At 61.0% G+C, this 25,053-nt stretch carries 20 protein-coding genes and 1 tRNA gene; 6 read left to right on the forward strand and 15 right to left on the reverse strand.

Annotation, left to right across the window (positions count from 1 at the left end):
- Positions 1-21 precede the first annotated feature (21 nt).
- Positions 22-1,437 carry a DUF882 domain-containing protein gene (locus LVY75_24520; protein XAZ21967.1) on the reverse strand — a complete coding sequence of 472 codons (1,416 nt, stop codon included), beginning with the start codon at positions 1,435-1,437 and terminating at the stop codon, positions 22-24.
- Positions 1,438-1,726: 289 nt separating this feature from the next.
- Here LVY75_24520 and LVY75_24525 point away from each other — a divergent pair, with 289 nt between their 5' ends.
- The 5 genes from LVY75_24525 (at position 1,727) to LVY75_24545 (ending at position 7,068) form a co-directional block, all read left to right on the forward strand.
- Positions 1,727-3,031 carry a hemolysin family protein gene (locus LVY75_24525; protein XAZ21968.1) on the forward strand — a complete coding sequence of 435 codons (1,305 nt, stop codon included), beginning with the start codon at positions 1,727-1,729 and terminating at the stop codon, positions 3,029-3,031.
- A 122-nt stretch (positions 3,032-3,153) separates the two neighbouring features.
- On the forward strand, positions 3,154-5,058 hold the full coding sequence (locus LVY75_24530) for a potassium transporter Kup (protein XAZ21969.1): 1,905 nt from the start codon (positions 3,154-3,156) through the stop codon (positions 5,056-5,058).
- Positions 5,059-5,256: 198 nt separating this feature from the next.
- The gene (locus LVY75_24535) at positions 5,257-5,424 is read left to right on the forward strand and encodes an ACBP60 family protein (GenBank protein XAZ21970.1); all 168 of its coding nucleotides are present in this window, start codon (positions 5,257-5,259) and stop codon (positions 5,422-5,424) included.
- Between the two features lie 116 nt (positions 5,425-5,540).
- Positions 5,541-5,744 (forward strand): hypothetical protein, encoded by a 204-nt coding sequence (locus tag LVY75_24540; GenBank protein XAZ21971.1) that lies wholly within the window; start codon positions 5,541-5,543, stop codon positions 5,742-5,744.
- 301 nt (positions 5,745-6,045) lie between these two features.
- Entirely contained in the window at positions 6,046-7,068 is a 1,023-nt protein-coding gene (locus tag LVY75_24545) for a GlxA family transcriptional regulator (protein ID XAZ21972.1), read from the forward strand.
- A gap of 126 nt (positions 7,069-7,194) precedes the next feature.
- Here LVY75_24545 and LVY75_24550 read toward each other — a convergent pair whose 3' ends face one another.
- The 9 genes from LVY75_24550 to LVY75_24590 form a co-directional block, all read right to left on the reverse strand.
- The gene (locus LVY75_24550) at positions 7,195-8,526 is read right to left on the reverse strand and encodes a diguanylate cyclase (GenBank protein XAZ21973.1); all 1,332 of its coding nucleotides are present in this window, start codon (positions 8,524-8,526) and stop codon (positions 7,195-7,197) included.
- Between the two features lie 204 nt (positions 8,527-8,730).
- Entirely contained in the window at positions 8,731-9,561 is an 831-nt protein-coding gene (locus LVY75_24555; protein XAZ21974.1) for a response regulator, read from the reverse strand.
- A gap of 169 nt (positions 9,562-9,730) precedes the next feature.
- On the reverse strand, positions 9,731-12,244 hold the full coding sequence (locus tag LVY75_24560; GenBank protein ID XAZ21975.1) for an FAD-dependent oxidoreductase: 2,514 nt from the start codon (positions 12,242-12,244) through the stop codon (positions 9,731-9,733).
- Between the two features lie 237 nt (positions 12,245-12,481).
- Positions 12,482-12,757, reverse strand: a complete 276-nt coding sequence (locus LVY75_24565; GenBank protein XAZ21976.1) for a hypothetical protein — start codon at positions 12,755-12,757, stop codon at positions 12,482-12,484.
- Between the two features lie 101 nt (positions 12,758-12,858).
- On the reverse strand, positions 12,859-15,492 hold the full coding sequence (locus LVY75_24570) for a mechanosensitive ion channel family protein (protein XAZ21977.1): 2,634 nt from the start codon (positions 15,490-15,492) through the stop codon (positions 12,859-12,861).
- Between the two features lie 90 nt (positions 15,493-15,582).
- Positions 15,583-16,140, reverse strand: a complete 558-nt coding sequence (locus LVY75_24575; GenBank protein XAZ21978.1) for a DUF924 domain-containing protein — start codon at positions 16,138-16,140, stop codon at positions 15,583-15,585.
- A 21-nt stretch (positions 16,141-16,161) separates the two neighbouring features.
- Entirely contained in the window at positions 16,162-17,211 is a 1,050-nt protein-coding gene (locus LVY75_24580; GenBank protein XAZ21979.1) for a response regulator, read from the reverse strand.
- Positions 17,212-17,486: 275 nt separating this feature from the next.
- Positions 17,487-18,932 carry an MFS transporter gene (locus tag LVY75_24585; GenBank protein ID XAZ21980.1) on the reverse strand — a complete coding sequence of 482 codons (1,446 nt, stop codon included), beginning with the start codon at positions 18,930-18,932 and terminating at the stop codon, positions 17,487-17,489.
- A 161-nt stretch (positions 18,933-19,093) separates the two neighbouring features.
- Positions 19,094-20,173 carry a glycosyltransferase family 2 protein gene (locus tag LVY75_24590; protein ID XAZ21981.1) on the reverse strand — a complete coding sequence of 360 codons (1,080 nt, stop codon included), beginning with the start codon at positions 20,171-20,173 and terminating at the stop codon, positions 19,094-19,096.
- Between the two features lie 188 nt (positions 20,174-20,361).
- Here LVY75_24590 and LVY75_24595 point away from each other — a divergent pair, with 188 nt between their 5' ends.
- The gene (locus LVY75_24595; protein XAZ21982.1) at positions 20,362-21,051 is read left to right on the forward strand and encodes an isoprenylcysteine carboxylmethyltransferase family protein; all 690 of its coding nucleotides are present in this window, start codon (positions 20,362-20,364) and stop codon (positions 21,049-21,051) included.
- A 15-nt stretch (positions 21,052-21,066) separates the two neighbouring features.
- Here the strand turns inward: LVY75_24595 and LVY75_24600 are convergent, their stop codons facing one another.
- From LVY75_24600 to LVY75_24620, 5 genes are all read right to left on the reverse strand, one after another.
- A complete protein-coding gene (locus tag LVY75_24600; GenBank protein ID XAZ21983.1) occupies positions 21,067-21,720 on the reverse strand; it encodes a DUF1442 domain-containing protein in 654 nt (217 codons plus the stop codon).
- A gap of 227 nt (positions 21,721-21,947) precedes the next feature.
- Positions 21,948-22,023 (reverse strand) — tRNA-Lys (locus tag LVY75_24605).
- A 127-nt stretch (positions 22,024-22,150) separates the two neighbouring features.
- Complete coding sequence (locus LVY75_24610; GenBank protein XAZ21984.1) at positions 22,151-23,062, reverse strand: PhzF family phenazine biosynthesis protein; 912 nt, start codon at positions 23,060-23,062, stop codon at positions 22,151-22,153.
- A gap of 62 nt (positions 23,063-23,124) precedes the next feature.
- On the reverse strand, positions 23,125-23,859 hold the full coding sequence (locus LVY75_24615) for an NUDIX hydrolase (GenBank protein XAZ21985.1): 735 nt from the start codon (positions 23,857-23,859) through the stop codon (positions 23,125-23,127).
- Complete coding sequence (locus LVY75_24620; protein XAZ21986.1) at positions 23,856-24,965, reverse strand: endonuclease/exonuclease/phosphatase family protein; 1,110 nt, start codon at positions 24,963-24,965, stop codon at positions 23,856-23,858. Before LVY75_24620 ends, LVY75_24615 begins: the two co-directional genes overlap by 4 nt.
- Between the last annotated feature and the right edge of the window lie 88 nt (positions 24,966-25,053).

The following is a 25,053-nucleotide window of genomic DNA, read 5'->3' on the forward strand; positions in this document are numbered from 1 at the left end:
TCGCCATGAGCCGATCAGAGTTCAGCCCTCGGTGCCGAAACGGCTGGTCTTGAAGCTGGCCCCAGCAGCACCCGAAGCAACCGTCCTGCCCTCGCCCTTCGGATAGGTGTTGCCGATCAAGGAAGGCGCGGTGAGTTCAACCGACGTTTCCGGAGACCGCACCGCCCAGGCAATCAGCGCCCGTGCGGACATTTCTCCGACGCCGCCCGAAACATGCTCAGACGCGGAGACCGGCAATACCGCGATCTGCTCCGCCGTCGGTGCGGGATGGGTCAGCCGGTCGGCGACGACAGATGTGTTGGCGGGCTTGCGGCCAACGACGAAGCGCGTGAAGTCGGCCGCAGCCGGCTGGACGGATGCGAACACCGGCGCAAGCGTGGCCACAGGCGGCGCAGGCACCGGCACCGGCGCCTCGCTCTCGACGGCCTCGACCTCGACCGGGCGCAGCATCGGCAGCGGAACGGTGAGCGAGGCGAGATCGGCAAATGCGCGGTCGGCAATCGCCCGGTCCCCGGGCTTGGCAAGCTGCGACGCAAGTCCGATATCGGCCCGCTTTTGCGGCGTCGGCAGCATGGCGGTGACAAGGCTTCCGGTCACGACGGGATCGGGTGCCTTGGCAGGTGCTGTCGCACGCGCCGTCAGCAGGGTCGGTGCCGCTGCCTTTGGCGTTACCGGCGCATCGTCATCCTCATCCTCGCTCGCCACGATCTCGATCGGCGCGGAGCGGATGCCCTTCTTGCGCTCGGCAAGGGCTACCTGATAGCCCGGCAGCGGACGGCCGTCCGCCGGCAGGTGGATCGTGCGCCCGTCCGGGAAGAGCCGCGCCAGCTCCTGGCGCGACATGCGCGGCCAGGCGCGCACGTTGCCGACATCGAGATGCACGAAGGGCGAACCCGAGGTCGGGTAATAGCCGACGCCGCCGACCTGCATCTGCATGGCGAGCCCGCGCAGCGTCGCAAGCTTGACGCCCGGAATATAGAAATCCATCGCCTTGCCGAGCATGTGCTGGCTGCGCTTGGCGACGCCGGTATTGCGCGAGCGGTTGCGCAGCATGTTGTTGGTCGCCGGCGAGCGGTAGGCGGAAACGACGTGGATCGTCTCCTTTGCCCCGCTCTTGCGATAGACTTCCCAGACGAGATCGAGCAGCCGCGGGTCCATTTTGGCCGGCTCGTTGCGCCGCCAGTCACGCAGGAAGCGGTTGATCTGGTTGAGGCCGCGCTGGTCATACTTGCCGTTGCGCTTGAAGACGATAGTCGCCCGCTCGCCCGTATGCGTGAAGTACAGTTTCAGTGCCCTGTCCTCGGCCGCTGCCTCGCCCGCTCCGGCTATGACGGCAAAGACAAAGGCCGCCACGACCGCCAACCGATGGGCGACGACAGACAGAAACCACGCACAGGCGGTCGTCGGAATGGCGGCGATGGCTTGATGAAGGGACACAGGCTTCGTCCTTGGTGCGAGACACGAAAACATCACAGGCACCGCACACGCGGGCGGCGTTAAGCCTTCATTATGGTCAACAGATCCTTAAGAGGGGGTTTATGAGCCGCCGATTATACGACGCTCGGTTTCAGGCAGATGCCATCCTGCGTTTCCGAGGCGGCGCCGGAAGCGAGAAGTCCGCCATAATTATCTTGCCAAGTGCCCATGATCTTCGCTCGGAACTCTCGCAAAGCGATGCGAGATCGCATAGTTTCGACGGATCGTTATCATCAAAACAGGCCAAAGTTTGTATACCGAAATAGCCATCGTCATTCTTCTCACCATTCTCAATGGCGTCCTTGCAATGTCGGAGCTCGCAATCGTCTCCGCCCGCCCGGCACGCCTCAAGGTCCTGGCGGACCAGGGAAGCAGAGGAGCACGACTGGCTCTGCGCCTGGCTGAAAATCCCGGGCGTTTCCTGTCGACGGTCCAGATCGGCATCACCCTCGTCGGCGTGCTGTCGGGCGCCTTCTCGGGCGCGACACTGGGCGCACGATTCTCCACCTGGCTCCTGGCGCAGGGCCTTCCCGATGCCTGGGCGGACGGGCTCGGCGTCGGTACCGTCGTCGTGGCGATCACCTATCTTTCCCTCATCATCGGTGAGCTGGTGCCCAAGCAGATGGCCCTTCGTGCGCCGGAAGCCGTGGCAGCCAGGGTCGCACCGACGATGACCTACCTGTCGAAGGCGGCTCTGCCCCTCGTCTGGCTGCTCGACGGCTCGGGCAAGCTCGTTCTCGCCCTGCTCGGCCAGTCCGGAAAGAACGCCGATGGCGTCACCGACGAGGAGATCAAGACCGTTCTCGCCGAAGCACAGAGCGCCGGCGTGATCGAGATCGGCGAATCCGCGATGATCACCGGCGTCATGCGCCTTGCCGACCGGCAGGCCCGCGCGTTGATGACGCCGCGTCGCGACGTCGAGCTGATCGATATCGAAGATTCCGCCGAGGAAATCCGCAAGACCATCCAGTCGACGTCGCGCACGCGACTGCCGGCCCGCAAGGGCAGTTCCGACGAGGTTATCGGCGTTCTCGCCGTCAAGGATTATTACGACGCGCTCGAGGCCAGCAGGTCGGTCGACATCATGACGCTGGTGCGGGACGTTCCGATCATCTCGGACCTCGCTCCCGCCTCCTCGGTGATCGAGGCGATCAGAAGGTCGTCGCAGCATATGGTGCTGGTTTTTGACGAATATGGCCACTTCGAGGGTGTGATCACCTCGGGCGACATCCTGGAATCGATCATGGGCGTCTTCGGCGATGCGGCCTCCGGCGAAGAGCCAGCGATCAAGCGGCGCGATGACGGCTCCTACCTCGTGTCCGGATGGACGCCGATCGACGAATTCTCGGAATTCATGAACTTCCCGCTCGACGAAGACGTCGAATATCAGACCGTCGCCGGTCTCGTTCTGGAAGAACTGAAGCATCTTCCCGAACTCGGAGAGACCTTCGTCAAGAACGACTGGAAATTCGAGGTGATCGACCTCGATGGAAGGCGCGTCGACAAGGTTCTCGTGAGCGCGCTTGCAAAGGATGAGGCACGGGCGGAGATATGACCCGCGCGTCGCCAGTCCGGACGCAGTCTGCATGATGCATTCGCGCGCAGCTTGGCGCGCGTTTGACATGCCTTTCTCATCGTGCCGCCCCATATCTATTCCTGCAAATCAAGGGAAGCTCAATGTCCGCCACGACGACGCACGAAGCAGACCGGCCTCATCACGGCCAGCAGAAGTTTGCCGCGCTTCTGCTTGGAGCTGTCGGGGTGGTCTATGGCGATATCGGCACGAGCCCGCTCTACGCTTTCCGTGAAGCGCTCCGGCCCTTCGCGCATGACGGCGTGACCCCGAACGAGGTCATCGGGCTGATCTCGCTGATGATCTGGACGCTGACGATCATCGTCACCTTCAAATACGTGTTGTTTCTCCTGCGGGCCGATAACGAGGGCGAAGGCGGAACCCTTTCGCTGCTGGCGCTGCTGATGAAGAAGACCAGCCGGCATGCGACGATCTTCTTCTTCGCCGGCATCATCGGCGCAGCACTCTTCATCGGCGACGCCATGATTACGCCTGCCCTGTCGGTCCTCTCGGCGCTCGAGGGATTGAAGCTCGTGACTCCGGTCTTCACGCCCTACATCCTGCCGGTCGCCATCGCGATCATGCTGCTGCTTTTCCTTGTGCAATCGGTCGGCACCGCCTCCGTCTCGAAACTCTTCGGCCCGATAACGCTGCTCTGGTTCGTCGTGATGGGGCTCGGCGGCCTCATCCATCTCGCTGACGATCCCGCGATCTTCGCAGCGCTCAATCCGCTCTATGCCTTCGACTTCATCACTCATGCCGGTCTCGTCGGCCTCATTGTCCTCGGCGCCGTCTTCCTGACAGTGACGGGAGCCGAAGCGCTCTATGCCGACCTCGGCCATTTCGGCAGGAAACCGATCCAGGCTGCGTGGTTTGCCGTGGTCTTCCCGTCGCTTGCGCTGAACTATCTCGGCCAGGGCGGGCTCGTCCTGGCCAATCCTCAAGCCGTCTCCGATCCGTTCTTCCTGATGTTTCCGGAATGGGCGCTGCTTCCCGTGGTCATTCTTGCGACCGCTGCCACCATCATCGCCAGCCAGGCGGTGATCACCGGCGCCTTTTCGCTGGCACGCCAGGCAATCCATCTCGGCTTCCTGCCCAGGCTTGAGATCTGCTTTACCTCGGCTTCCAATACGGGCCAGATCTATGTGCCGGCCGTCAATATCGCGCTCCTGCTCGGTGTCCTTGCCCTGATCTTCGCCTTCGGCTCCTCCGAGGCGCTAGCCACGGCCTACGGAATTTCCGTCACCGGCGCGATGGTCGTCACGACGATCCTCTCCTTCCAGTTTCTCCGTGTCGTCTGGGGGTGGACGGTGCTCGCTGCCGCTGCCGTTCTGCTGCCGCTCTTCCTGCTCGAAAGCATCTTCCTGGGCGCCAACCTCCTGAAGATCCACGACGGCGGCTATGTTCCGGTGCTGATCGCCGGTGCGCTGATGATCATGATGTGGACCTGGAAGAAGGGCACCATGCTGGTTCGCGAGAAGGCGGCAAGGAACGAGATACCCTTGGTGCCGTTCATCGCCTCGATCGAACGCAAGTCGGACCACTCTCCCGTCCAGGTGCCGGGAACCGCGATCTTCCTGACAAGCCTCACCGACATGGCTCCGGGGGTGCTGCTGCACAATCTGAAGCACAATCGCGTCCTGCACGCCCGCAACGCGATCCTGAACATCAAGACCGCTCCCCGCCCCTATGTGCCGGAGGCGGAGCGGGTAACGATCGAGAGGCTCTCGGACCGCTTCATCAAGATCCAGCTCCTCTTCGGCTTCATGGAAGACCAGGACGTTTCCAGGGCCTTGCCGCTGTGCCGCAAGGCCGGCTTCGATTTCGAGATCATGTCGACTTCGTTCTATGTCGGAAGACGCAAGCTCGTCGGTGATCCGAACACCGGCCTGCCGGCCTGGCAGGACCGGCTCTTCATCGCCATGGCCGGCTTCGCAATCGACCCCTCGGACTATTTCCAGCTCCCCAGCAACCGCGTGGTGGAGCTTGGCGAGCAGATGGTCATCTGACGGCCGCCGCATAGCTCATCCCTTCCGTCGACATGTCGACCGAGAAGGCGTCGGCCGGGGCTTAAGCCAGCCTATGGCGCGCGGTTATTATCTTTCAATTTCGCTGAACCTTAAGGCCAGTTCATCTCATTTGTTTGAACCAGCCCGAGTACCTATATTTTAGTTGTGACGATGAGGCTGAAGAAAAGGAGGCCGATCATGTCGCAACTGGCAGGCTTCAACATTCTCCAGGCTTTCTTCGCGTTTCGGGCCCGCATGTTTCGGGTGGCGGCACGCGAACGGATCAGGCAGGAATTGAAGCATTATCCGCCGCATCTCGCGGCCGATATCTGCGCCCTGCCCACCCTGGACGAGCAGCAGCGATAGTTCAAAATCGCTTATGGTACTTATAAAATCTATTCGTTTGAATGATGAGTACCGCAAGCGCATATTTCATCTCAAGGATACGGCGATCCCGTGTCTCGCAAGGAAAGGAAACGGCAATGTCCTCGATCACTTACAGAGATGGCGGCAAGAGCCTGTCATCCTACCGCACACATTCTTCGTTCGGTTCCTATGCTGAAAAGCTCGTGCGCGCATGGCGCCGCTGGCAGACGGAACGTCAGATCGAATCCATGCCCCTAGACATCCGCAAGGATATCGGCTGGCCGAGCGCCGATGAGACTGGCAAGAACCGAGCTCACTAACGACAGGGCTCGTGAATGCAAGATCATGCAATGAATGCGACATACCTCCCAAGCTAGAGGCGGTGCCTGTCCCAAGCAGCACCGCCTTTTTCATGTCCGTCGCCTGCCTTTCCCCGGTGAATTTCATAGAACCGCTATGCTGCAGCGACGCTTTTTGCTTCGCTCGCGCCGCAAATCTCCTGCCATGTCGCAGATTTGCTCTTCCTAGCCGCATTTTTCCATGCCAGTGTCGCTTTTAGAACATCGGAGCGACGCATTCCACGCGACCAATATGCAGTCGCCCTCGAGCATGGATTTTCCAATGAACAAGATGCAGCTCAAGAAACGTTCCGTAGTCTTCTTCATGGTCCCTCAATTCACCATGCTGCCCTTTTCGGCGGCGGTGGATACACTGCGCATCGCAAACCGCATGCTCGGCTATCAGGCCTATACGTGGCGCCTGACTTCGGTCGACGGCGAAAAGGTCTATTCCTCCTGCGGCATCGGCGTGGAGGCCAATTCCTCGCTCGCCGAAGAGCGCCGCCATCTCGGCGGGGAAAACCGGCCGGGCATGGTGCTCGTCTGTTCCGGCATCGATGTCGAGACCTTCAACAATAAATCCGTCAATGCCTGGCTGCGCGAATCCTACAATCGCGGCGTTGCCGTCGGTTCGCTCTGTACGGGCGCGCATGTGCTTGCCCAGGCGGGTCTCCTGAATGGCAAGCGCTGCGCGATCCACTGGGAAAACCTTCCGGGCTTCTCCGAGGCGTTTCCGCAGGCCGAGGTCTATGCCGACCTCTACGAGGTCGACAATAATCTTTATACCTGCGCCGGCGGCACGGCCTCGCTCGACATGATGCTGAACCTCGTCGGCGAGGATTTCGGCGAAAGCCTGGTCAACCGCATCTGCGAACAGCACCTGACCGATCGCGTGCGCAACCCGCATGACCGTCAGCGCCTGCCGCTGCGCGCCCGCCTCGGTGTCCAGAATGCCAAGGTGCTGTCGATCATCGAGCTGATGGAAGGCAATCTCGCCGAGCCCCTGTCTCTGCTCGAAATCGCCGAGGGCGCCGGCCTGTCGCGCCGCCAGATCGAGCGCCTCTTCCGCCAGGAAATGGGCCGGTCCCCTGCCCGCTACTATCTGGAAATCCGTCTCGACCGCGCCCGCCACCTGCTGGTGCAGTCCTCCATGCCGGTCGTCGAAGTCGCCGTCGCCTGCGGCTTCGTCTCCGCCTCGCACTTTTCCAAGTGTTATCGCGAACTCTACCAGCGCTCCCCGCAACAGGAGCGCGCCGACCGCAAGATGACCATGGCAACGGCCCGCCAGCAGGCAGTCGCGGCTTGAGGCAGTGACGGCAGGATGATGGAACATGAAAGGCGGCTCGGTGGCCGCCTTTTTTGATTTGCGGCGGCACTGCCACCGTCATGGTTGCGCCTGTCCCGAGGAGGACGGCGCAAGCGAATTGCGCCCTTACTGCGCCGCCTCTTCCGTCATCTTGGCATCGGAATAGACAAGGTTACGCCCCTTGTGCTTGGCCATGTAAAGAAACTGGTCTGCCGCGTTCAGATAGTTTTCGAAGGTCTCATAGCCGGCGATTTCGGCCACGCCGATCGAGACCGTCACCGACAGTTCCTCATCGTCGGCGGTCACCTTGAGACGGGAAATATCCGAGCGGATTTCGTCGCAGAGCTTGGTGGCCGCAAGCGAATCCATTTGCGGGAAGAGGATCGCGAATTCCTCGCCGCCGAGACGCGAGAGAAGATTATCGCTTCCTTCGAAGATCGTCTGTAGCCTGTCTGCGACGGCCTTCAGCACCTTGTCGCCGATCTCGTGGCCATAGGTGTCGTTGAGACGTTTGAAATGGTCGATATCGAGAATGGCGACCGCGCTCGACATTTTCAGGCGCAGGCATTCGTTCACCAGCTTCGGGCCATTGTCGTAGAAATAGCGCCGGTTATAGAGGCCGGTCAGGTAATCGCAGGCGGCCGCCGCGCGCAGCTGCTTCATCTGCGTCAGCGTCTCGACATTGTTGGCGATGCGGCACTGCAGCTCTTCGACGACGAAGGGCCGGTAGACGAAATCGCTGGCGCCCGCCTTCAGGAAACTTGCCGACAGCATGCGGTCGTTCGACGAGGAAACGCCGATGACGCGCATCTTGTCCGAGCCGAACCGGTGGCGGATGCGCCGCGTCAGCTCATAGCCGCTCATATCTGGCATATGATGGTCTGTCACGACGAGTTCGATGTCGCCGAAGGCTTCGAGTGCCGCGAGCGCCGCGAGGCCGGAACTGGCCTCCACCACCATATATTGCTGCGCCCTCAGCAGATCGACCAGCACCTGGCGCGCCGATGGCACGTCATCGACGACGAGCACGCGCGTCTTGCGGTTCATGATCGCCCGGCGCACCGTCGCGACCAGATTGTCGAGCGCGAACTCGTTATCCTTCAGCACATAGTCGATGACATTGCGTTCCAGGATGCGCGCACGCGTATTGAGATCGAAAGTCGCCGTGAAAACGATGGCCGGAATATTGTGCTCGATCATGCAGTCGAGCGCCTCGCCATAGGGCGCGTCAGGCAGGTTCAGGTCAACCACGGCCATGCCGTAGTCATGGCCTTCCTGGGAGAGCTCCTCTCGCAGCGCCTTCAGCGACGAACAGCATTTGACATTGAGATTGAGCTCGGTCTGGAAGCGATGGCGGAGCACGGCCGAAAACATCCGGGAATCTTCAACCAGTAGTACGCGAACTCCTCCGAACCGAGGACCCGAACCATCTCGCTGAAACTCCCCCTGGAATGCCACAGCTGCCTATCCCCCGACGCGCCCGGAGGGCTCGACTCGCCCTCTCTCATAACGCGCTGGACGATAACCGAGAGCCCCTCCTCCGTGAAGGGGACAAATGGCGGTCGCAATACCTGTGATTGCAAGAATATGCGCCGCCTTTGCGCCACCCCGATGAAGACCGATCATCGGGCCGCTTCCCTGTCGCTGATCTTCGCGGCCGGGTCAGGCAACTGCGCGTTCCCTGCGCATCGACTGGATCTGCAGAAGCGTATCCAGGTTCTGGTTGACGCGGCAGTAGAATTCCTCGTCGATGAACGGGCGCAGCATGAAATCATTACCGCCGGCCTTCAGGAACCGCGCCGAAAGCAGCCGGTTCGATGAGGAGGAAACGCCGATGATGCGCAGCTCGTGCGAGCCGATCGTGGCGCGGATGCGGCGCGTCAGCTCGAAGCCGTCAATATCGGGCATGTTGTAGTCGGTGACCATCAGGCCGATATCGCGGTTGGCCTTGAGGATCTCGAGCGCCTTGGCGCCGCTCTCGGCGGTGCTGACGCGGAAATTATAGCGCTTCAGGCGGCTGGACAGCAGCGCGCGGGCCGTGGCGCTGTCGTCGACGATCAGCACGTGATGACGGTGATTGGTCAGGAACCGGCAGATCGACTCCGCCAGCAGATCGACGGCAAAGATATTGTCCTTGAGGATATAGTCGACGATATCCTTGGCGAGCAGCTTGTCGCGCATGCCTTCCTGGAAAGTACCGGTAAAGACGATCGTCGGGATCGACAGATCGACCAGATATTCCAGCGCCTCACCGTTTTCGGCGCCCGGCAGGTTGATGTTGGAAATCGCCAGCGTGATCGGGTCTGAAGACTTGTCATAGGAAAGCTGCAGCTCTTCGAAGCTGCGGCAGATCTCGACGTCGATGTCGAAGAGCTCCTTCAGGCGCTTTCCGATCATCGAAGTGAAGACATTGGAATCTTCAGCGAGGATAATACGCGCGCCGGCAAACATTTCTCCGGAATATTGCATTCCCGAAATACCTAGAAACGCCATGGCAAACCTTTAAAGTGGAAATTGTGTCCCCGAACGAAACGGTTACATGAATTCATTTGAATAATTATTAATCGAGCTGCCATGGCCAGCGATGAAAAAGGCGGCCGATGGTGCGGCCGCCTTTTTTCTTCTTCATATGCTTAAGAAACTAGAACAGGTTACAAGGCGGTCAGGCGCGAAGTGCCGCGTTCTCCGTATCGAACGGGCTCTCGCCGACGACGGTGGCGTTGTAGGTGGTGCCGAGGATCTTGATCTTCAGCTTCGTGCCTTCCTTGGCATAATCGGGCCGCAGCATGGCAAGCGCGAGCGACCGGTTGATGCGGAAGCCGAACGTACCGTTGGTGGCGCGCCCGACGAGCTCGCCCGCCTCGTTGTAGATCGCTTCCGAGCCCCGAGCGTCGACGTCGTTGCCGGTCTCCACGATCAGCGTCGCAAAATTCCACTTCAGGCCCTTGTCCTTGTAGGAGAGCAGGCCCTCGCGGCCGAGGAATTCCTTCTCCGGCTTGATGAAGCGGTCGAGGCCGGATTCATAGGCATTGTACTCGATCGACATTTCGCGCGGGATCAGGCGGTAGGATTTTTCGACCGACATGGAAAGCATGGCGCGGATGCCGAAGGGCTTGATGCCGAATTCGGCGCCGGCTTCCATCAGCTTGTCGAAGATGTAGTTCTGCATCTCGATCGGATGATGCAGCTCCCAACCGAGTTCGCCGACGAAGTTGACGCGCAGCGCATGGGCGCTCGCCGCACCGACCGAGATCTCCTTGCCCGAAAGCCAGGGGAAATCCTTGTTGTCGAGGCTTGTGCGCGTCAGCTTCTTCAGCACATCGCGCGACTTCGGACCGGCGAGAACGAGCACGCCCCAGCCCTGGGTGATCGGCGTGAACTTGACGCTGCCGTCTGCCGGCAGGAGCTTGCGCATATAGTCGTGGTCATGCGCCTCATAGGCGCCCGCCGAGACGAGATAGAAAGTGCCGGGCGCGCTTTCATAAACGGTGAATTCTGCGCGCACGCCGCCTTCCTTGGTCAGCATGTGGCAGAGCGCGATGCGGCCGCGCTTCTTCGGGATCGCATTGGCGAAGATCGATTCCAGCCATGCGCGCGCGCCGGGACCGGAGACCAGCGCCTTGGCGAAAGCCGACATGTCGAGCACGCCGACATTCTTGTTGACGTTCATGACTTCGTTGCCGACATGCTCGAAATAGTTCGAGCGGCGGAACGACCACTTTTCCAGGATACGGCCGTCTTCGGTCGGGTCGGAATGATTGTGGTTGGTGAGAACATCAGCGCCAACGCCGATCTGGTCCTTCGGCAGGTCATAGCCCTCGGGCGCAAACCAGTTGGCCCGCTCCCAGCCATAGACGGAACCGAACACGGCGCCGAGCGCCTTCAGGCGATCGTAGACCGGCGTCGTCTTCAGCGGACGGGCGGCGGCGCGCTCCTCGTCCGGATAATGCATGGTGAAGACGTTGGCATAGGCCTCCTCGTTCTTGGCGATGAGGTAGCCTTCCTTCGCATAGGGGCCGAAGCGGCGCGGGTCGACACCCATCATGTCGACCGTCGGCTCGCCATCGACGATCCATTCGGCAAGCTGCCAGCCGGCGCCACCGGCCGCGGTGATGCCGAAGGAATGGCCTTCGTTCAGCCAGAAGTTCTTGAGGCCCGGCGCCGGGCCGACGATCGGGTTGCCGTCAGGCGTATAGGCGATGGCGCCGTTATAGACCTTCTTGATGCCGACTTCGCCAAAGGCCGGCACGCGGGCGATCGCGGTTTCGATATGCGGCATCAGGCGCTCGAGTTCTTCCTGGAAGAGCTCATACTCGCTGTCATCGGAGGGACCGTTGACATAACAGACCGGTGCGCCCTGCTCGTAAGGGCCGAGCAGCAGCCCGCCATTTTCCTCGCGCATGTACCAGGCGCTGTCGGCCTCACGCAGCACGCCCATTTCCGGCAGGCCCTTGGCCTTGCGGGCCAGAATATCGGGATGCGGCTCGGTGACGATATACTGGTGCTCGACCGGGATGACGGGAATGTTGATGCCGACCATATCGCCGGTCTTGCGGGCGAAGTTGCCGGTGCAGGAGATGATGTGTTCGCAGGTGATCTCGCCCTTGTCGGTCGTCACCTTCCAGAGGCCGTCAGCCTGCTGCTCGATGGCGGTGACCGTCGTGTTGCGGTAGATCGTGGCACCACGGTCGCGCGCGCCCTTTGCAAGCGCCTGTGTCAGGTCCGCCGGCTGGATATAGCCGTCATCGGGATGCTGGATCGCGCCGAGCAACCCATCGGTCTCACAGAGCGGCCAGATTTCCTTCACCTGCTCCGGCGTCAGGATATTGACCTTCACGCCAATCGTCTCGGCAATGCCGGCATAGTACATGAATTCGTCCCAGCGATCCCTGGTGCGAGCGAGACGGATGTTGGAAACCTTGCTGAAACCGACATTCATGCCGGTTTCCTCTTGCAGTTCCTGATAGAAGCGCACGGAATATTTGTGGATCTGGCCGACCGAGTAGCTCATGTTGAAGAGCGGCAGCAGGCCGGCTGCATGCCAGGTCGAGCCTGATGTCAGCTCCTTGCGCTCGATGAGCACGCTGTCGCCCCATCCCTTCTTCGCAAGGTGATAGAGCGTCGAAACGCCGACGACGCCGCCGCCGATGACCACTGCCCGCGCATGTGACTTCATGGAGAAAATACCCTCTTCTACCTGATATCCGGCAGCCCATACCGGATGAACTCCCAATATCCGGCTGTTCGAGCCGGACGAACCATCTTCGCGAACTATGCAGCGAGGCCTGCGTCATGAGAGGCCTGTTTACGACATGGGAAAAGCTTGCCGCGACGATGCGCAAATAGACAAGCGTCAAAAGCCACGAGGCTCAAAAATTCATAAAAATCGATGGTGGCCAGGCGCAAGCCGCCGTCATTTGATGACGGCGGAACCCTTGACGATCTCGATCGTCTCGTCGCCGGAAAGCCCGATACGGTCGCCATCGGGCGTCGTCATGAAGCAACCGGAAGGACAGAACCGTTCGGAAGCGCCGGCGTCGACGACGACTTCGACGCGGTTGCCGCCCTCGGTGACGGTCAGCACAACCGGGGCCCCGTCCTTGTTGGTAACGGAGGCCGCCAGTGCGAAAGATGTCGTGGAAAGGAGAAGAAGAAATGCGACTGCGGATCGTGTCACGGTATGCGACATAGGCTTTACGCCCTCCCCTGGAGCGCTCGTCGCTGCGCCTGCAGCGATCGATTGCCTGAGGTTATAGCGCAAAACCCGTGAATGAGCGCTGAATGACCCGTTCAGCCTTTGAGCTTGCCGTCTGCCGTCTTGCTGCGCAATTGGCGCACCGGCCGCTCGTCTTCTACCGTTTCTATATCCTTGACCTCGTCTTCAGCCGCGGCCTCTTCGGGCTCATCCGGCTTTTGGACGAGCACCTTCTCCGCCTCCGCATTTGCCTGCCGGTGAATGGTCAGATCGCTCTGCGGCAACGGGATCTCGATGCCCTCCGCCTTGAAGCGCCTGAGGATCTCGATCCTCAGATTGTTGCGCACGGTCAGGCCGTCGCCCATATCGGCCAGGAAGAAGCGCAGCTCGAAATCCAGCGAATAAGGTCCAAAGCGCAGGAACTCCACATGGGGCTCGGGATTGCGCAGGATCAACGGCACGGCGGCTGTCAGCTCCAGCAGAATATCCATCACCTTGCGCGGATCGGCCTCGTAGCTCACGGAAACCGGGATTTCCGAACGGCCGAGCTTGTTGCGATGCGTCCAGTTGCCGACGAGCCCGTTGATCAGATCCGAGTTCGGCACGATGATCGACTGCTTGCGGAAGGTCTCGATTTCGGTGGCGCGCACCGAGATGCGCTTGACGATGCCTTCGGCGGTGCCCGAAACGACATGGTCGCCCACCTTGAAGGGGCGCTCGACCAGCAGGATCAGGCCTGAAACGAAGTTCGACACGATATTCTGCAGGCCGAAACCGATACCGACCGAGAGTGCCGAAGCAACGAGCGCAAGGTTCGAAAGGTCGATGCCGGCAGCCGAAACGCCGAAGATCGCCGCCAGGCCTACGCCGAGATAGCCGATGCCGGTCTTGACGGAATTGCGCACGCCCAGATCGACATGGCTGCGCGCCATGACATTGCTGTCGAGCCATTTCTGCACCCAGCGCGTCGCGAGATAACCGCCGGCAAAGAGCAGGATGCCCGTGAAGATGCCGAGCAGCGAAATGCTGATGCCGCCGAGCCGCACCTCTGTGAATAGCCGGTAGGCAAGCAGCTGCAGATCCTGCACATGGAAGCCCCAGAGCAGCAGGATGAGCGGAATGCCTGTCAGGAGTGCCACGGCGTAGATCAGGAGGCCGACAACCAGCCCCACCTGATCGATCGCAACGTCGCCAAGCTTGAAGCGGGTCTGCAGGAAGCGCCCGAGGAACGTATCGGCGAAATTGTCCTGCCGCGAGATCGCCTTGCCGAGCAGCAGGCCGATATAGGTGGTGACGATGATGGCACTGGTGATGATGAGCTGCGTGGCGACGAATCGCGCCAAGCCCACATAGCCCGAGAGCGCTGCAAGGATGAGGCCTGCACCGAAAACACGCAGCAGGATCGCCATGCCGCGCGGCCAGTGACGGCCCGGCGCATCGGGATCGCCATTCTTCGCCAGCATCGGCTTGCCGAAGGAAACGGCAATCAGGATGAGGCCGATGATCAGCGCCGCAAGCAGGCTGCGTACGACCGTCAGAACCAACGGCGATCCCATCGCCTCGCCGATGGCGCCGAAGAGATAATCGAGCGCGTTGACGACGGCCATGGCGATCAGGCAGTAGCCGACCGAGCGGGCGCCGAGATTGGAAAGGCGCACCAGACGCCAGGACGGATCATTCGGCGCAAAGACCGCGTTGACGAAACGGCCGACGAAATAGACGAGGCCGATCGAGCCGAAAAGCGCGCCGATCACAGGCGTGATATCGCTTCTCAGCACATTGAAGCCGTCGAGGAAGATCAGCGACGTCACCAGCAGCACATCCAGCGAAGCCGTGCGGATCAGCGTCGACCAGAAGGCAAAGGAAAGGCGGCTGATATAGGAGGGTTCCTCGACATGGAGATCACGCCGCAGATACTGGCCGAAAAGCCGGTAGCCGCCGGAAAGCAGGATAAGGGCCGTCGCGAGCGACAGGAAGATCGCTGCAAACAGCTGCAGGCTCTTGAATTTCCAGACGAAGGTAATCCAGCTCGAAAGCGTCTGCAAAAACTCGCCCGCCTCATCAACGAACGCACCGACCGCATCGTCGATGACGGAGGCGGAAATTTCGGTGCGCCGGAACAGCGTATCGGCAAAGAGCTGGCGCCGCGTCGCCGTGATCACGTTGGAAAGCTTGGTGATCGCGATCGACAGATTCTCCGCGTCACCCGTGACGGCATTGATCTGCGAGCGTTCCGCCGTCAGCGCATTGCGCTCGTCGGTGACGATCTGCGCTTCCGGCGGCTGGCCGTCCTTCGGCGGCTCGCCAAGTTCGGTCAGGCGGCTCTTGATCTGGTCGAAACGCGGGCGCAGGCTGACGGATGTCGCGATAACGCCGCGGCCGAGTTCATCCGTCTGGCCGGCAAGCTCCACGAGAGCATCGTCATTGTCGGCATTCTGCTTGACGCGGTCCTGCAGCGAGACAAGCTGGTTCTTCGCCTTGTCGATATCCTTCAGCGCCTGATCGAGTGCGCCGTTGGCAAGGGGCGGCTCTGTTGCAGCCGCCGGAGCTGGCGGCGCCTGGCCCGGAGCTGCCTGGCTTGGAGCTGCCTGGGCCGGAGCGGACTGCGTCTGTGCCTCGGCCGCAGGCTGAGGGGCCTGCGCGAAGACGGCCTGCCCATCGAGGTGCAGGCCGGCAACAGCCAGCGACAGCAGAAGAACGGTGCGAAACAGCCAGTGTGTCAAGCGCAAGAAGCCCCCGGGTGGATTCGTATCAGAGGTAATTGACCGCTTCTTATAGGAAAGAAAGGCGACAGAAAGGCGGAATTCCAAGGTAATGGCTCAGAAACCGGAACCGGGAAGCGCCAGATACGCCAGTTCGGCCTCGCTCGACTCCCGTCCGACGATAGCGTTGCGATGCGGAAAACGCCCATACGTCGCGATCACGTCCCGGTGGCGAAGCGCATAATCGCGGAACTCCTCGTCGCCGAGTGCGGTGAAAAGCACGACCGAACGATCCTGCTCGACGAGGTCTTCCGCATGTTCGAACGGCATGTAGAAGAACGTCCGCCGGATGCCCTCGACGGCGTGGTCGGCGCCGACGGCAAGCGCCATCTTCGCCTCGCGCAACGCCAGTCCGTCGGTCGAAAAGGCAAGCGGTGTCGCCCGGTAGATGTTGCGCGGAAACTGGTCGAGCACGATCACGGCCGCAAGCCGGCTTTCCGGGGTGGAGCGCCATTCCTCGGTAACGCTGCGGGCAAGCGACAGGTGGGTTGCGCGGAACCGGGCCCGGATCTCCTCGTCCAGTTCTGCGGTCGAGCCGAACCATTCCTTCCGGCTACAGCGAACGAACCAGAAATCGTAGACTTCGTCAGGCGTGCAGACGATATCCGTGTTCATGATGCCTCCCCAGGCGTCAGGTCAGCCTATGGAAAAGACCAGTATCGCCCTCGTGCCGCGATGCTCCGGATCGTAGACAAGTTCGGATTTCAGGCTGCCGGCCATTGCGGTCAGGATTTTCGAGCCGAGGCCGGTTCCCTTCGCCGGGCCGGAGGGATCAAAGCCCTGGCCGCCATCCTCGACGGTCACTTTCAGCACATCGCTATCCTGCTCGACGATAACATTGATCTCGCCCGAACTGCCATCCGGATAGGCATATTTAAAGGCATTGGTGACGAGTTCGCTGACGATCAGGCCGAGCGTGATGACCTTGTCGGTTGAGAGATTGACCGGCTGGGCGGTCAGCACCACGCGGTGCGGCCGCTTGTCGTCGCGGATCGAGGTCTCGAGCTCGGTCAGAAGGCTGCTCAGATATTCATCCACCTGCACGGTGCCGACCTGCCGGTTGGTGTAGAGGCGGCGGTGAACGCTGGCGATTGCGTTGATGCGCATCTGCGTTTCCTGTAGCGCATCGACCGCCACCTGATCCTTGGTCATGGAGGACTGCATCCGGATCAGGGCGCCGACGAGGCCGAGACTGTTGGCAATGCGGTGATTGACTTCGGCAAGCAGCATTTCGGCATGATCGCGCTGCTGGCGGATCACCTCCTGCGCCTGCGCCGTATCGCGGCGGAAGCGCGCCCGCTCCAGCCCCTGTTCCAGCGCCGCAGCCAGAAGATCGAAATAATCGGGCGAAATGCCTTTCAGCACATAGTCGTCCGCGCCAGCCTTCAGGGCTGCAACCGCAATGCTCGTATCGCCGGAGCCGGTGGCGTAGATGACAGGCGGATGATCGGGCAGCGCCATGATGCGCGGCAGGATTTCGAGGCCGGTTTCGGCTTTCAGGAAATGGTCGAGAACGACTGCATCGATGCCCCCCTTGGCGAGCCGCTCAAGGCCCGTTGTCCCGTCGCTTGCCCATTCGAGCGTAAAGCCGCGACGGCCGAGGTTCTTCTGCATCAGCAGCGCCAGCGCCTCGTCATCATCGATATAAAGGATACGGATTGCAGCATCCGTATTGGACTCGCTCATTCTGCCTCCGGGCGTTTTCCCGCAGCAATACCGGCTGTGAGGCCGCCGAGTCGTTCTGCATGTGACTGTCGTATTGCATCGACAGGCGCGCGTAAACAGCACCTAGCCTTTGGTATGATGTGACGCCTGATGCCAGACGAATCGAAGGAAAATGCCATCGGAAATGTCGACCCCTGCCCCGGCTGCAGCCGGAAGCCCCTCTAAAAAAATTGCGAACACGAATACTGAAAACCAGGTTCTAAACGCAAGGAGAGGCAAATGGTTCCGCCCACAGATCAGCTTTTTTGAAAGCGGCGGTGGTGCGAAACTTCGGCACCCGCGTCGGCAGAAAGCTGCAGGAATCGCAGACAAGACAAAAAGCCGATCATGCCGACCACGAAGAACGCCCAGCGGAAATCGCCAAGTTCAGGGCCGGCGGCACCGCGAAGCCCGGAGGAAGTGTTGAGCACGGCGGCCGCAACGGCAACACCGAGCAGCATGGAAATCTGCTGCAGCATGCTCGACAGTGTCGAAGCCGAACTTCTCTGCGACGGGCCGATATCGGCAAAGGACAGCGTGTTGAGCGCCGTAAACTCCATCGACCGGGAAAGCCCGGCAACGAGGAGCAGCGCCGAAATGACGACCTCAGGAGTATCAGGCGTGAGAAAGCCGCAGCCAATGATCGAGCCAGCTGCAATGACGCCGTTGAAGAAGAGCACGTTACGGAAGCCGAAAAGCCGCAAGAGCGGCGTCGTCACCGTCTTCATGCCGAGATTGCCGAGGAAATAGACCAGGAGATAGGTGCCGGCAGCAATCGAGCTCAGGCCAAAACCCAGCTGGAAGAGCAGCGGCAGCAGGAACGGCGTCGCATTGATCGCCGTGCGGCAGGCCGTGCCCGCCGAAAGCGTCGTCATCGAGAAGGTCTGCACCCTGAAAGCGGCGAGATCGAGCAGCGGATTGTCGACCCGCCGGAAATGCCGCGTCGCCATGACGGAAAACACGATACCGGCGCCAAGCAGCACGACGAGCGGCAGTAAGCCGCCCTCCCATTTGACCGATAGTTCGAGCCCGGCAAGCAGTAGGGTCAGGCCGGCCGCACTCAGGAAAAAGCCCTTTACATCGAGCGGTCCGACCCTCTCCTCGCGCTGCTCCGGTACGAAGCGCAGCACCAGCGCGATGCCGATCATGCCGATCGGGATATTGATCAGGAAGTTCCAGTGCCAGCTGGCATAGGTGGTGATGAAGCTGCCGAGTACCGGGCCGACGACGGGCGCCGTCAGCGCCGGCCAGGTGATCAGCGCGATCGCCTGCACCAGCTCGGACTTGCGGGCGTTCTTGAGCACGATGATACGCCCCACCGGCGTCATCAGCGCACTGCCTACGCCCTGCACCGCACGCGCAATGACGAATTCGGTGAGGCTTCCCGACAGGCCGCAGAACAGCGATGCCACAGTAAAAACGGCAATGGACGTGAGAAAGACGCGTCGCGCCCCAAACCGGTCGCCCAGCCAGCCTGAAAGCGGAATGAAGGCCGCCGTCGTCAGCATATAGACGGTTATGCCGATGCTCATAGCGACCGGCTGTACGCCGAAACTCGCCGCCATCTGCGGCAGCGAAGTGGTGACGATCGTGCCGTCGAGAATCTGCATGAAGAATGAAACGGCAACGACCAGCGCTACGATCTTGGCCTGACGGGCGCCGAACGCCTCATCTGTCTTCTCACTCGTCTGAACTGCAGTCATCGATCTGTGCGAATTCCGGATTACGGGAGAAAAGGCGGGAAACCGAAAGGCAGGCCGCGCGGAGGGATACCCGATCTGGATACGCCCCTTATCCGGGATCGGAAAGGAAAAATGCCGCGAGGGCCAATATTTTTGTCGCCCGGTGCGGCAACAATTCGGGATCAGCGACCGACGGCAGTTTCAATCGGCTTTGCAGTCACGCTTGCTGCCGGAAGCTTGCCGAGTTCGGACCTGCGGCTGGCCGTGTCGAGTTCGGAAAAGTTGTCGGCCAATTCAGACGTTACTTCGCCCTGCACCACGCAGTCGATCATGAACATCGGCCGGCGCTTGTGCTCCTGCACGAGGCGGCCGACATATTCGCCGAGCGTGCCGAGCGCGATCAGCTGGATGGCGCTCAGGGCCGAAATGGCCGCCATGATGCTCGACCAGCCGGTGATGACATTGCCCTCGAACCATTGCACGAGCGTATAGACCAGAAGTCCGACCGCAAACACCGCCGAAATCAGCCCCATCCACGCGCTGATGCGCAGCGGAATGATCGAGAAGCTGGTGATCGCATCGATGGCGAAGCGGATCATCTTCTTCAGCGGATATTTCGTCGAGCCGGCATAGCGGGCATCGCGCGTATACCGCAGCGCCACCTGCCTGCCGCCGATCCAGCTCACCATTCCCCGGATGAAGCGGTGCCGCTCCGGCATGTTGAGGAGGATATGCACGATGCGCGCCTTCATCAGCCGGAAATCGCCGGTGTCCTGCGGGATCGAGATGGAGGTAAGCCGCGTCAGCAGCCGGTAGAAGACGGAGGCGGTGATGAGCTTGAACTTCGTCTCGCCCTTGCGCTCGCTACGCTGCCCGTAAACGACGTCGGCGCCCTGATCCATGATCGCCATCATCTGGGAAAGCAGTTCCGGCGGATCCTGCAGATCGGCATCGATAAGCAGCACGCGCTCGCCGCGCGCCACCGCAAGGCCCGAGGTCGCCGCGAGCTGATGGCCGTGATTGCGCAGGAGCTTGACGCCGAGCACCTGCGGAATGCCTGCCGCAAGCTGCGATATCACGCCCCAGGTATCGTCGCTGGAGCCGTCGTCGACGAGGATGATCTCGAAGGATTGGCCGGCAACAGCCTGCGCAGCCGCCCTCGCCCGCCGGCAGAACTCTTTCAGTCCCTCGGCTTCGTTGTAGCAGGGTGCCACGATGGAAAGCTTCGTCTTCGTCTCGGCACCATCAACGGATTTGCCCATATCCACCGAACCTCCTTGCTCCCCGCAGGGCAGCATGACCAATCACCTGAAGGCACAGAGGCAGCGCGCCCTGGCCTGATGGTCGCAACCTGCGCCTCCGGCAATGGCTTGATATCATGCGTCTGCTTTGCAGATTCTAAAGGCAGAGCCACAAAGTGAATTGCGCGGCATAAGCGCAAGGAGGCGTCATGCAGGATGCAGCACCTGATCTCGGCCGCAGGGCCGCCGAAGCCAATGCCAAGTTTCTCGTCGCCCTCGCCGTCATGGTCTTCCTGGCGGCAGGCACGCTCGCCTATTGGCAGGGCTGGCTTTTCTTCTTCAATTTCGCCGCCTGGTCAGCCGGCTCATCGGCCTATTTCTATTATCGGGACCCGGCACTCCTGGAAAAGCGCATGCGCGCAGGCCCTGCCGCCGAGACGGAACCGGTGCAGAAGCGCATCCAGCTCTTCACCAGCGTCGTGATGATCGCCCTCATCGTGGTTTCAGCGCTCGACTACCGCTTCGGCTGGTCGAGCGTTCCGGCTTGGGCAGTTATCCTCGGCAATCTGCTGATCTCGGCAGGCTTCCTGTTCGTCGTGTTCGTCCTCAGGGAAAATACCTTTGCCTCCGCCACGATCCAGGTATCGGAGGACCAGAAGGTCATCTCCACCGGCCCTTACGCCCTCGTGCGCCACCCGATGTATGCCGCCGTCCTGCCGCTCGCATCCGGCATTCCGTTGGCCCTCTCCTCCCTGTGGGGGCTCGTTATCGTGCCATTGATCTTTATCGGCCTGATCCTGCGGCTCCTGGACGAAGAAAAGCATCTGCGCCGGGATCTGCCCGGTTATGAAGATTATTGCCGCAAGGTGAAGTACCGGCTGTTTCCCGGCCTCTGGTGAAAATCCGCCTGAGACTCAGGGCTCATAGCGGCTGACCTCCAGCCCCGATCCGACCGGCAGCAGCACGCTGGTGATCCCCGGCTTGGTCCTGATGGCCCGGGCATAGATCTTCACATCTTCAGTCACCGGATAAATCATGTTGTCGGCAACGATGGTCGCGCCCGCATTGAGCTTCGGATAGAAGGCTTCGAGGCACGGCAGGTAGAGATCCTTCCAGAGATCGACGAGCACGAAATCCACTTTGCCCCGTAATTCGCGGATCATCGCGACCGCATCGCCCACCCGGAAATCGATATGTTCGGCGAGCCCGGCCTTCTCGGCCATCGTCTGCGCGTAGGCGGATTTGTAGCCATGCACTTCCATGGTGATCAGCCGACCGCCGGTCGCCCGCGCGGCCTCGGCAAGCCAGATGCCGGAATAGCCGAAGGAGGTGCCGAGTTCGAGAATGGTCGGCGCCGTCAGGCTTCTGACGAGAATATTGAGAAACCGCCCCGTCTCCGGCCCCACCGCCCGCATCCGCTGATCCTGCCCGCCGTCGCGTCCGCCCGGCGCCTCCTGGCGCAGCGTGCCGCGCTCCTCGTCGATCCGCTGGTGATAGGCACCGAGCACTTCGAGCACCTTCTGATCCGGCCGATGTTCGCCGACATTGCTCTGCTTGTCATCGCTCATTGGCATTCCTCCCGGAGATAGGCCTGCGAGGCTGGATACCGCAGCGGCGACCTCGCTCCAGCGAGTTAAATACCGGGGGCGTCGTCGGGCAAGAGCAGAATGTCTGGAAAACGGAAGCTGCCGATTCCCGCCAGCGGAGGCGGCGGAATCAAAAAAACAGAAAAAGCCAGCAAGCCTTTGAAATAAAAGGCTGTGCTTCTCTACTCTGTTCTCTTTGAAGGAGAATTTGGTGGGTGATGTAGGGCTCGAACCTACGACCCGCTGATTAAGAGTCAGCTGCTCTACCAACTGAGCTAATCACCCGTACCGTGCTTGGCTGCGCGGTGTGACGGGGCATATAAATAGGATCGTCCGGCTTGTCTAGCGCCCTGTCGAAAATTCTTTGGTTAATTGCAAAGTTTTTTTGTCAGGGGCCGGAAATCCAATGAAATCAAAGGTCGAGAGTGCCGGTTGCAATCCGCACTGCCTGACCGCCGATCCGGGCGTTCGAAATCGTCCCGCCTTCGATATCCATATGCAGGTGGATGAAGGAGGGGCGGCCCATCTCCACGCCCTGCTCGATGAGGATCGGATGATGCCCGTCCGTCAGCCGGTCGAAATGGTTGATCGCGCCGGAGAGAGCGGCCGCTGCCGAACCGGTGGCCGGGTCCTCTGAAATACCCATGCCGCTTGCAAACATGCGGGCATGGAACTTGGCGACATGGTTCACGCCGCCGCGGCAATAAATATAGGCCGAGGCGAGAGCGCCATCGACGAAGGGCACGGTCTTTTCCCAAAGCTGCGGATCGAACTCCAGCCGCTCCGCTGCGCCGACGTCGTGGACCGGCACCATCAGGAAGGGAACGCCGGCGCTCCAGATCGACGGCACGTGATTCTCGAAGCCGATCTCGGTGGTCTTCAAGGACAGCGCGTCAGCAATGCCGAGCCTGTCGAGCGGCAGCGGTATCTGCTGGGATTTGCGCGGCAGGTCGAATTCGGCAAAGCTCGCCTCGCCGTCCCTGAGCCTGACGGCACAGCGCACCGGGCCGACATTTTCTTCGAGCACCGAAACGAGGTCGAGGGCGGCGGCCCCGTGTGCCCGCTCCGCCAGCGCGATCGCCGTGCCAACGGTGGGATGGCCGGCAAAGGGCAGTTCGCGGCCGGGCGTGAAGATGCGGATGCGCGCCGTATAGGCGGGATTGTCCGCAGGCTGCACGAACACCGTCTCGGAGAGATTGGTTTCGCGGGCGATAGCCTGCATCGCCTCGTCCCCGAGTCCCCCTCCATCAAAGATCACGGCCAGCGGATTGCCGGCAAGCTTGGTGTCGGTGAACACGTCATAGACGCTGTAGCTTAACGCCACATCGGCCTCCCTGGATGGTCATCGAAGCGCCAACCTGCCCGACCGCACGCCTGAGTGCAAGATTACCTGTTGAAATACCAGTCGATGATTGGAAGCATGGCGACGTTGTAAGGCTGCGCTGCCGGATCGGCGGAACGAATTGCGACAGCGCCGGATATTTCCTTGTCATCGGCGACCAGCATATGCCTGCCAATGAAATCGACCATCTCGTCGGCCGTCATGTCGAAGCGAAACAGCTTGAAAATCGAGACCGAGCGTCTGACGTGACCGGCATAGAGCCCCTCGCCCGCAACCGCATCCGAGAGATCGAGACCCGTCTCCTCCATCACCTCGCGGGCCATGTTGCTGTCGATATCACAGCGCCCGTCGACGATATCTTCGGGCTCCAGCGAACCGGCTGCAAAATAGACCTGGCCGGGATTGGCCGTATGCGCCCCCATGCGAATCGCGACCAGCGCGCCGTCGGATGATTCCAGCACGGGATAGGCGAAGAGATGGATGGCCCCCTTCCGATCCGGCTGCCTGCGCCACCACATGAAGGTCGAGAAAGGAACGGTATGAGCCTCGCTCGAAATTCCTTCTTCGGAGAGCTTCAGCCGGTGCTGCAGCACCATGCGGCCATCGAAGAGCGCCGGATTGGCGGCAATTTCCCGCTCCCAGTTCTCGCGGATCGCCGACCTGTTGGCAATAAGCAGCGGATGATCGCCGTCGAGCACACGCAGATTGGTGCCGGCGATCAGAAAAACCGTCTGTTCCGGCGGAAAGGCTGAAAGGTCTTCTGAAAAAATTGGTGTCATATGAGGTCCAGTGTCATGACGACGGGGCAATGGTCGGACGCCTTCGGCCTGTCCCACCCGGCGCGCGGGTAGCGCTCCACCTCCTGCCCCGGCGGGAAGATGGTGCGGTAGGGCTGTCCGTGGCGAATGATTTCGGGGATGCGCTTCGCATTGGCGGCAGCAAGTGCCGGCGACAGCCAGAGATAATCGAGCTGGCAGAGCCACTGCTCCTCCGGCCCGCGCGAATGATAGAGTGTCCAGCGGTCGAGCGGCTCGCGGCGGCGCACGACATTTTCGGCAAATCCATCCTGGCTGAAGACATCAAGCGCGCTCTCGGCCTCGTCCCGATGCTCGAACCGGTACCCTGTCCCGCGCCGGCCGATGACATCAACCCGCTCCTGATAGTCGTTCATGTCGCCGCAGATGACGAAGTTCTTTTTCGCCGTATGGCCTGCGCCGAATCTGTCCTCGATGATACGGCGAACGGCGCGCGCCTCCGCCCGGCGGATCGGCAGGGTCGATTGCCGCCCGTCCAGCCCGTCGCGCGGATTGCCCATCGACTTGAAATGCACGACATAGAGCGTAATCGGCACACCGCCGATCCTCAAATCCAGTTCCAGGCAGTCGCGCTTGAAGATCTTGTCGTCGAGCCGGTTGGTCTTGCCGATCTCCTCGTCGAAGAGATCGAAATCACGATAGGTAGCCATCGCGTGGCTCTTGATGTCCCTGAGCTCGATCTTCTGCCCGTCGCGCGTTTCCTCGCGCATCAGCACTGCTACATCGATGCCGCGGCTGTCATTGCCCTCGACCAGGTATTTCTGCCGGTAGCCATTGCCGACCATGCGGTAGAGATAGCCATATTCGAAGGCCTGAAGTGCCGCCATGTTGTCGATTTCCTGCAGGCAGAGAATATCGGCATCCGCATCGGCAATGGCGAGCGCCGTCATCTGCCTGGTGTCGTCGGTGGATGCGATCACCCGCGCCTGCTCCAGCTGCTGGTAGACGCCTTCGTTGTTGACCTCGAAAAGTTTGATGACGCGGTCCTGCCGGAGCTGGTTGCGATAACCTGTGAAATCGAAGCGCGTCATCAGGTTTTCGACATTGAAAGTGGCAAGGCGAAGCGACATCGGGCATTCCCGGTTGGAATCACGGATACAACTAAAGCAATTCCAGAAAAAATGTGCAGCGGTTTTACGCCCGGAATTGCATGAAGAC

The organism is Sinorhizobium sp. B11, from assembly GCA_039725955.1.
In the GTDB taxonomy this organism is placed as follows: domain Bacteria; phylum Pseudomonadota; class Alphaproteobacteria; order Rhizobiales; family Rhizobiaceae; genus Rhizobium.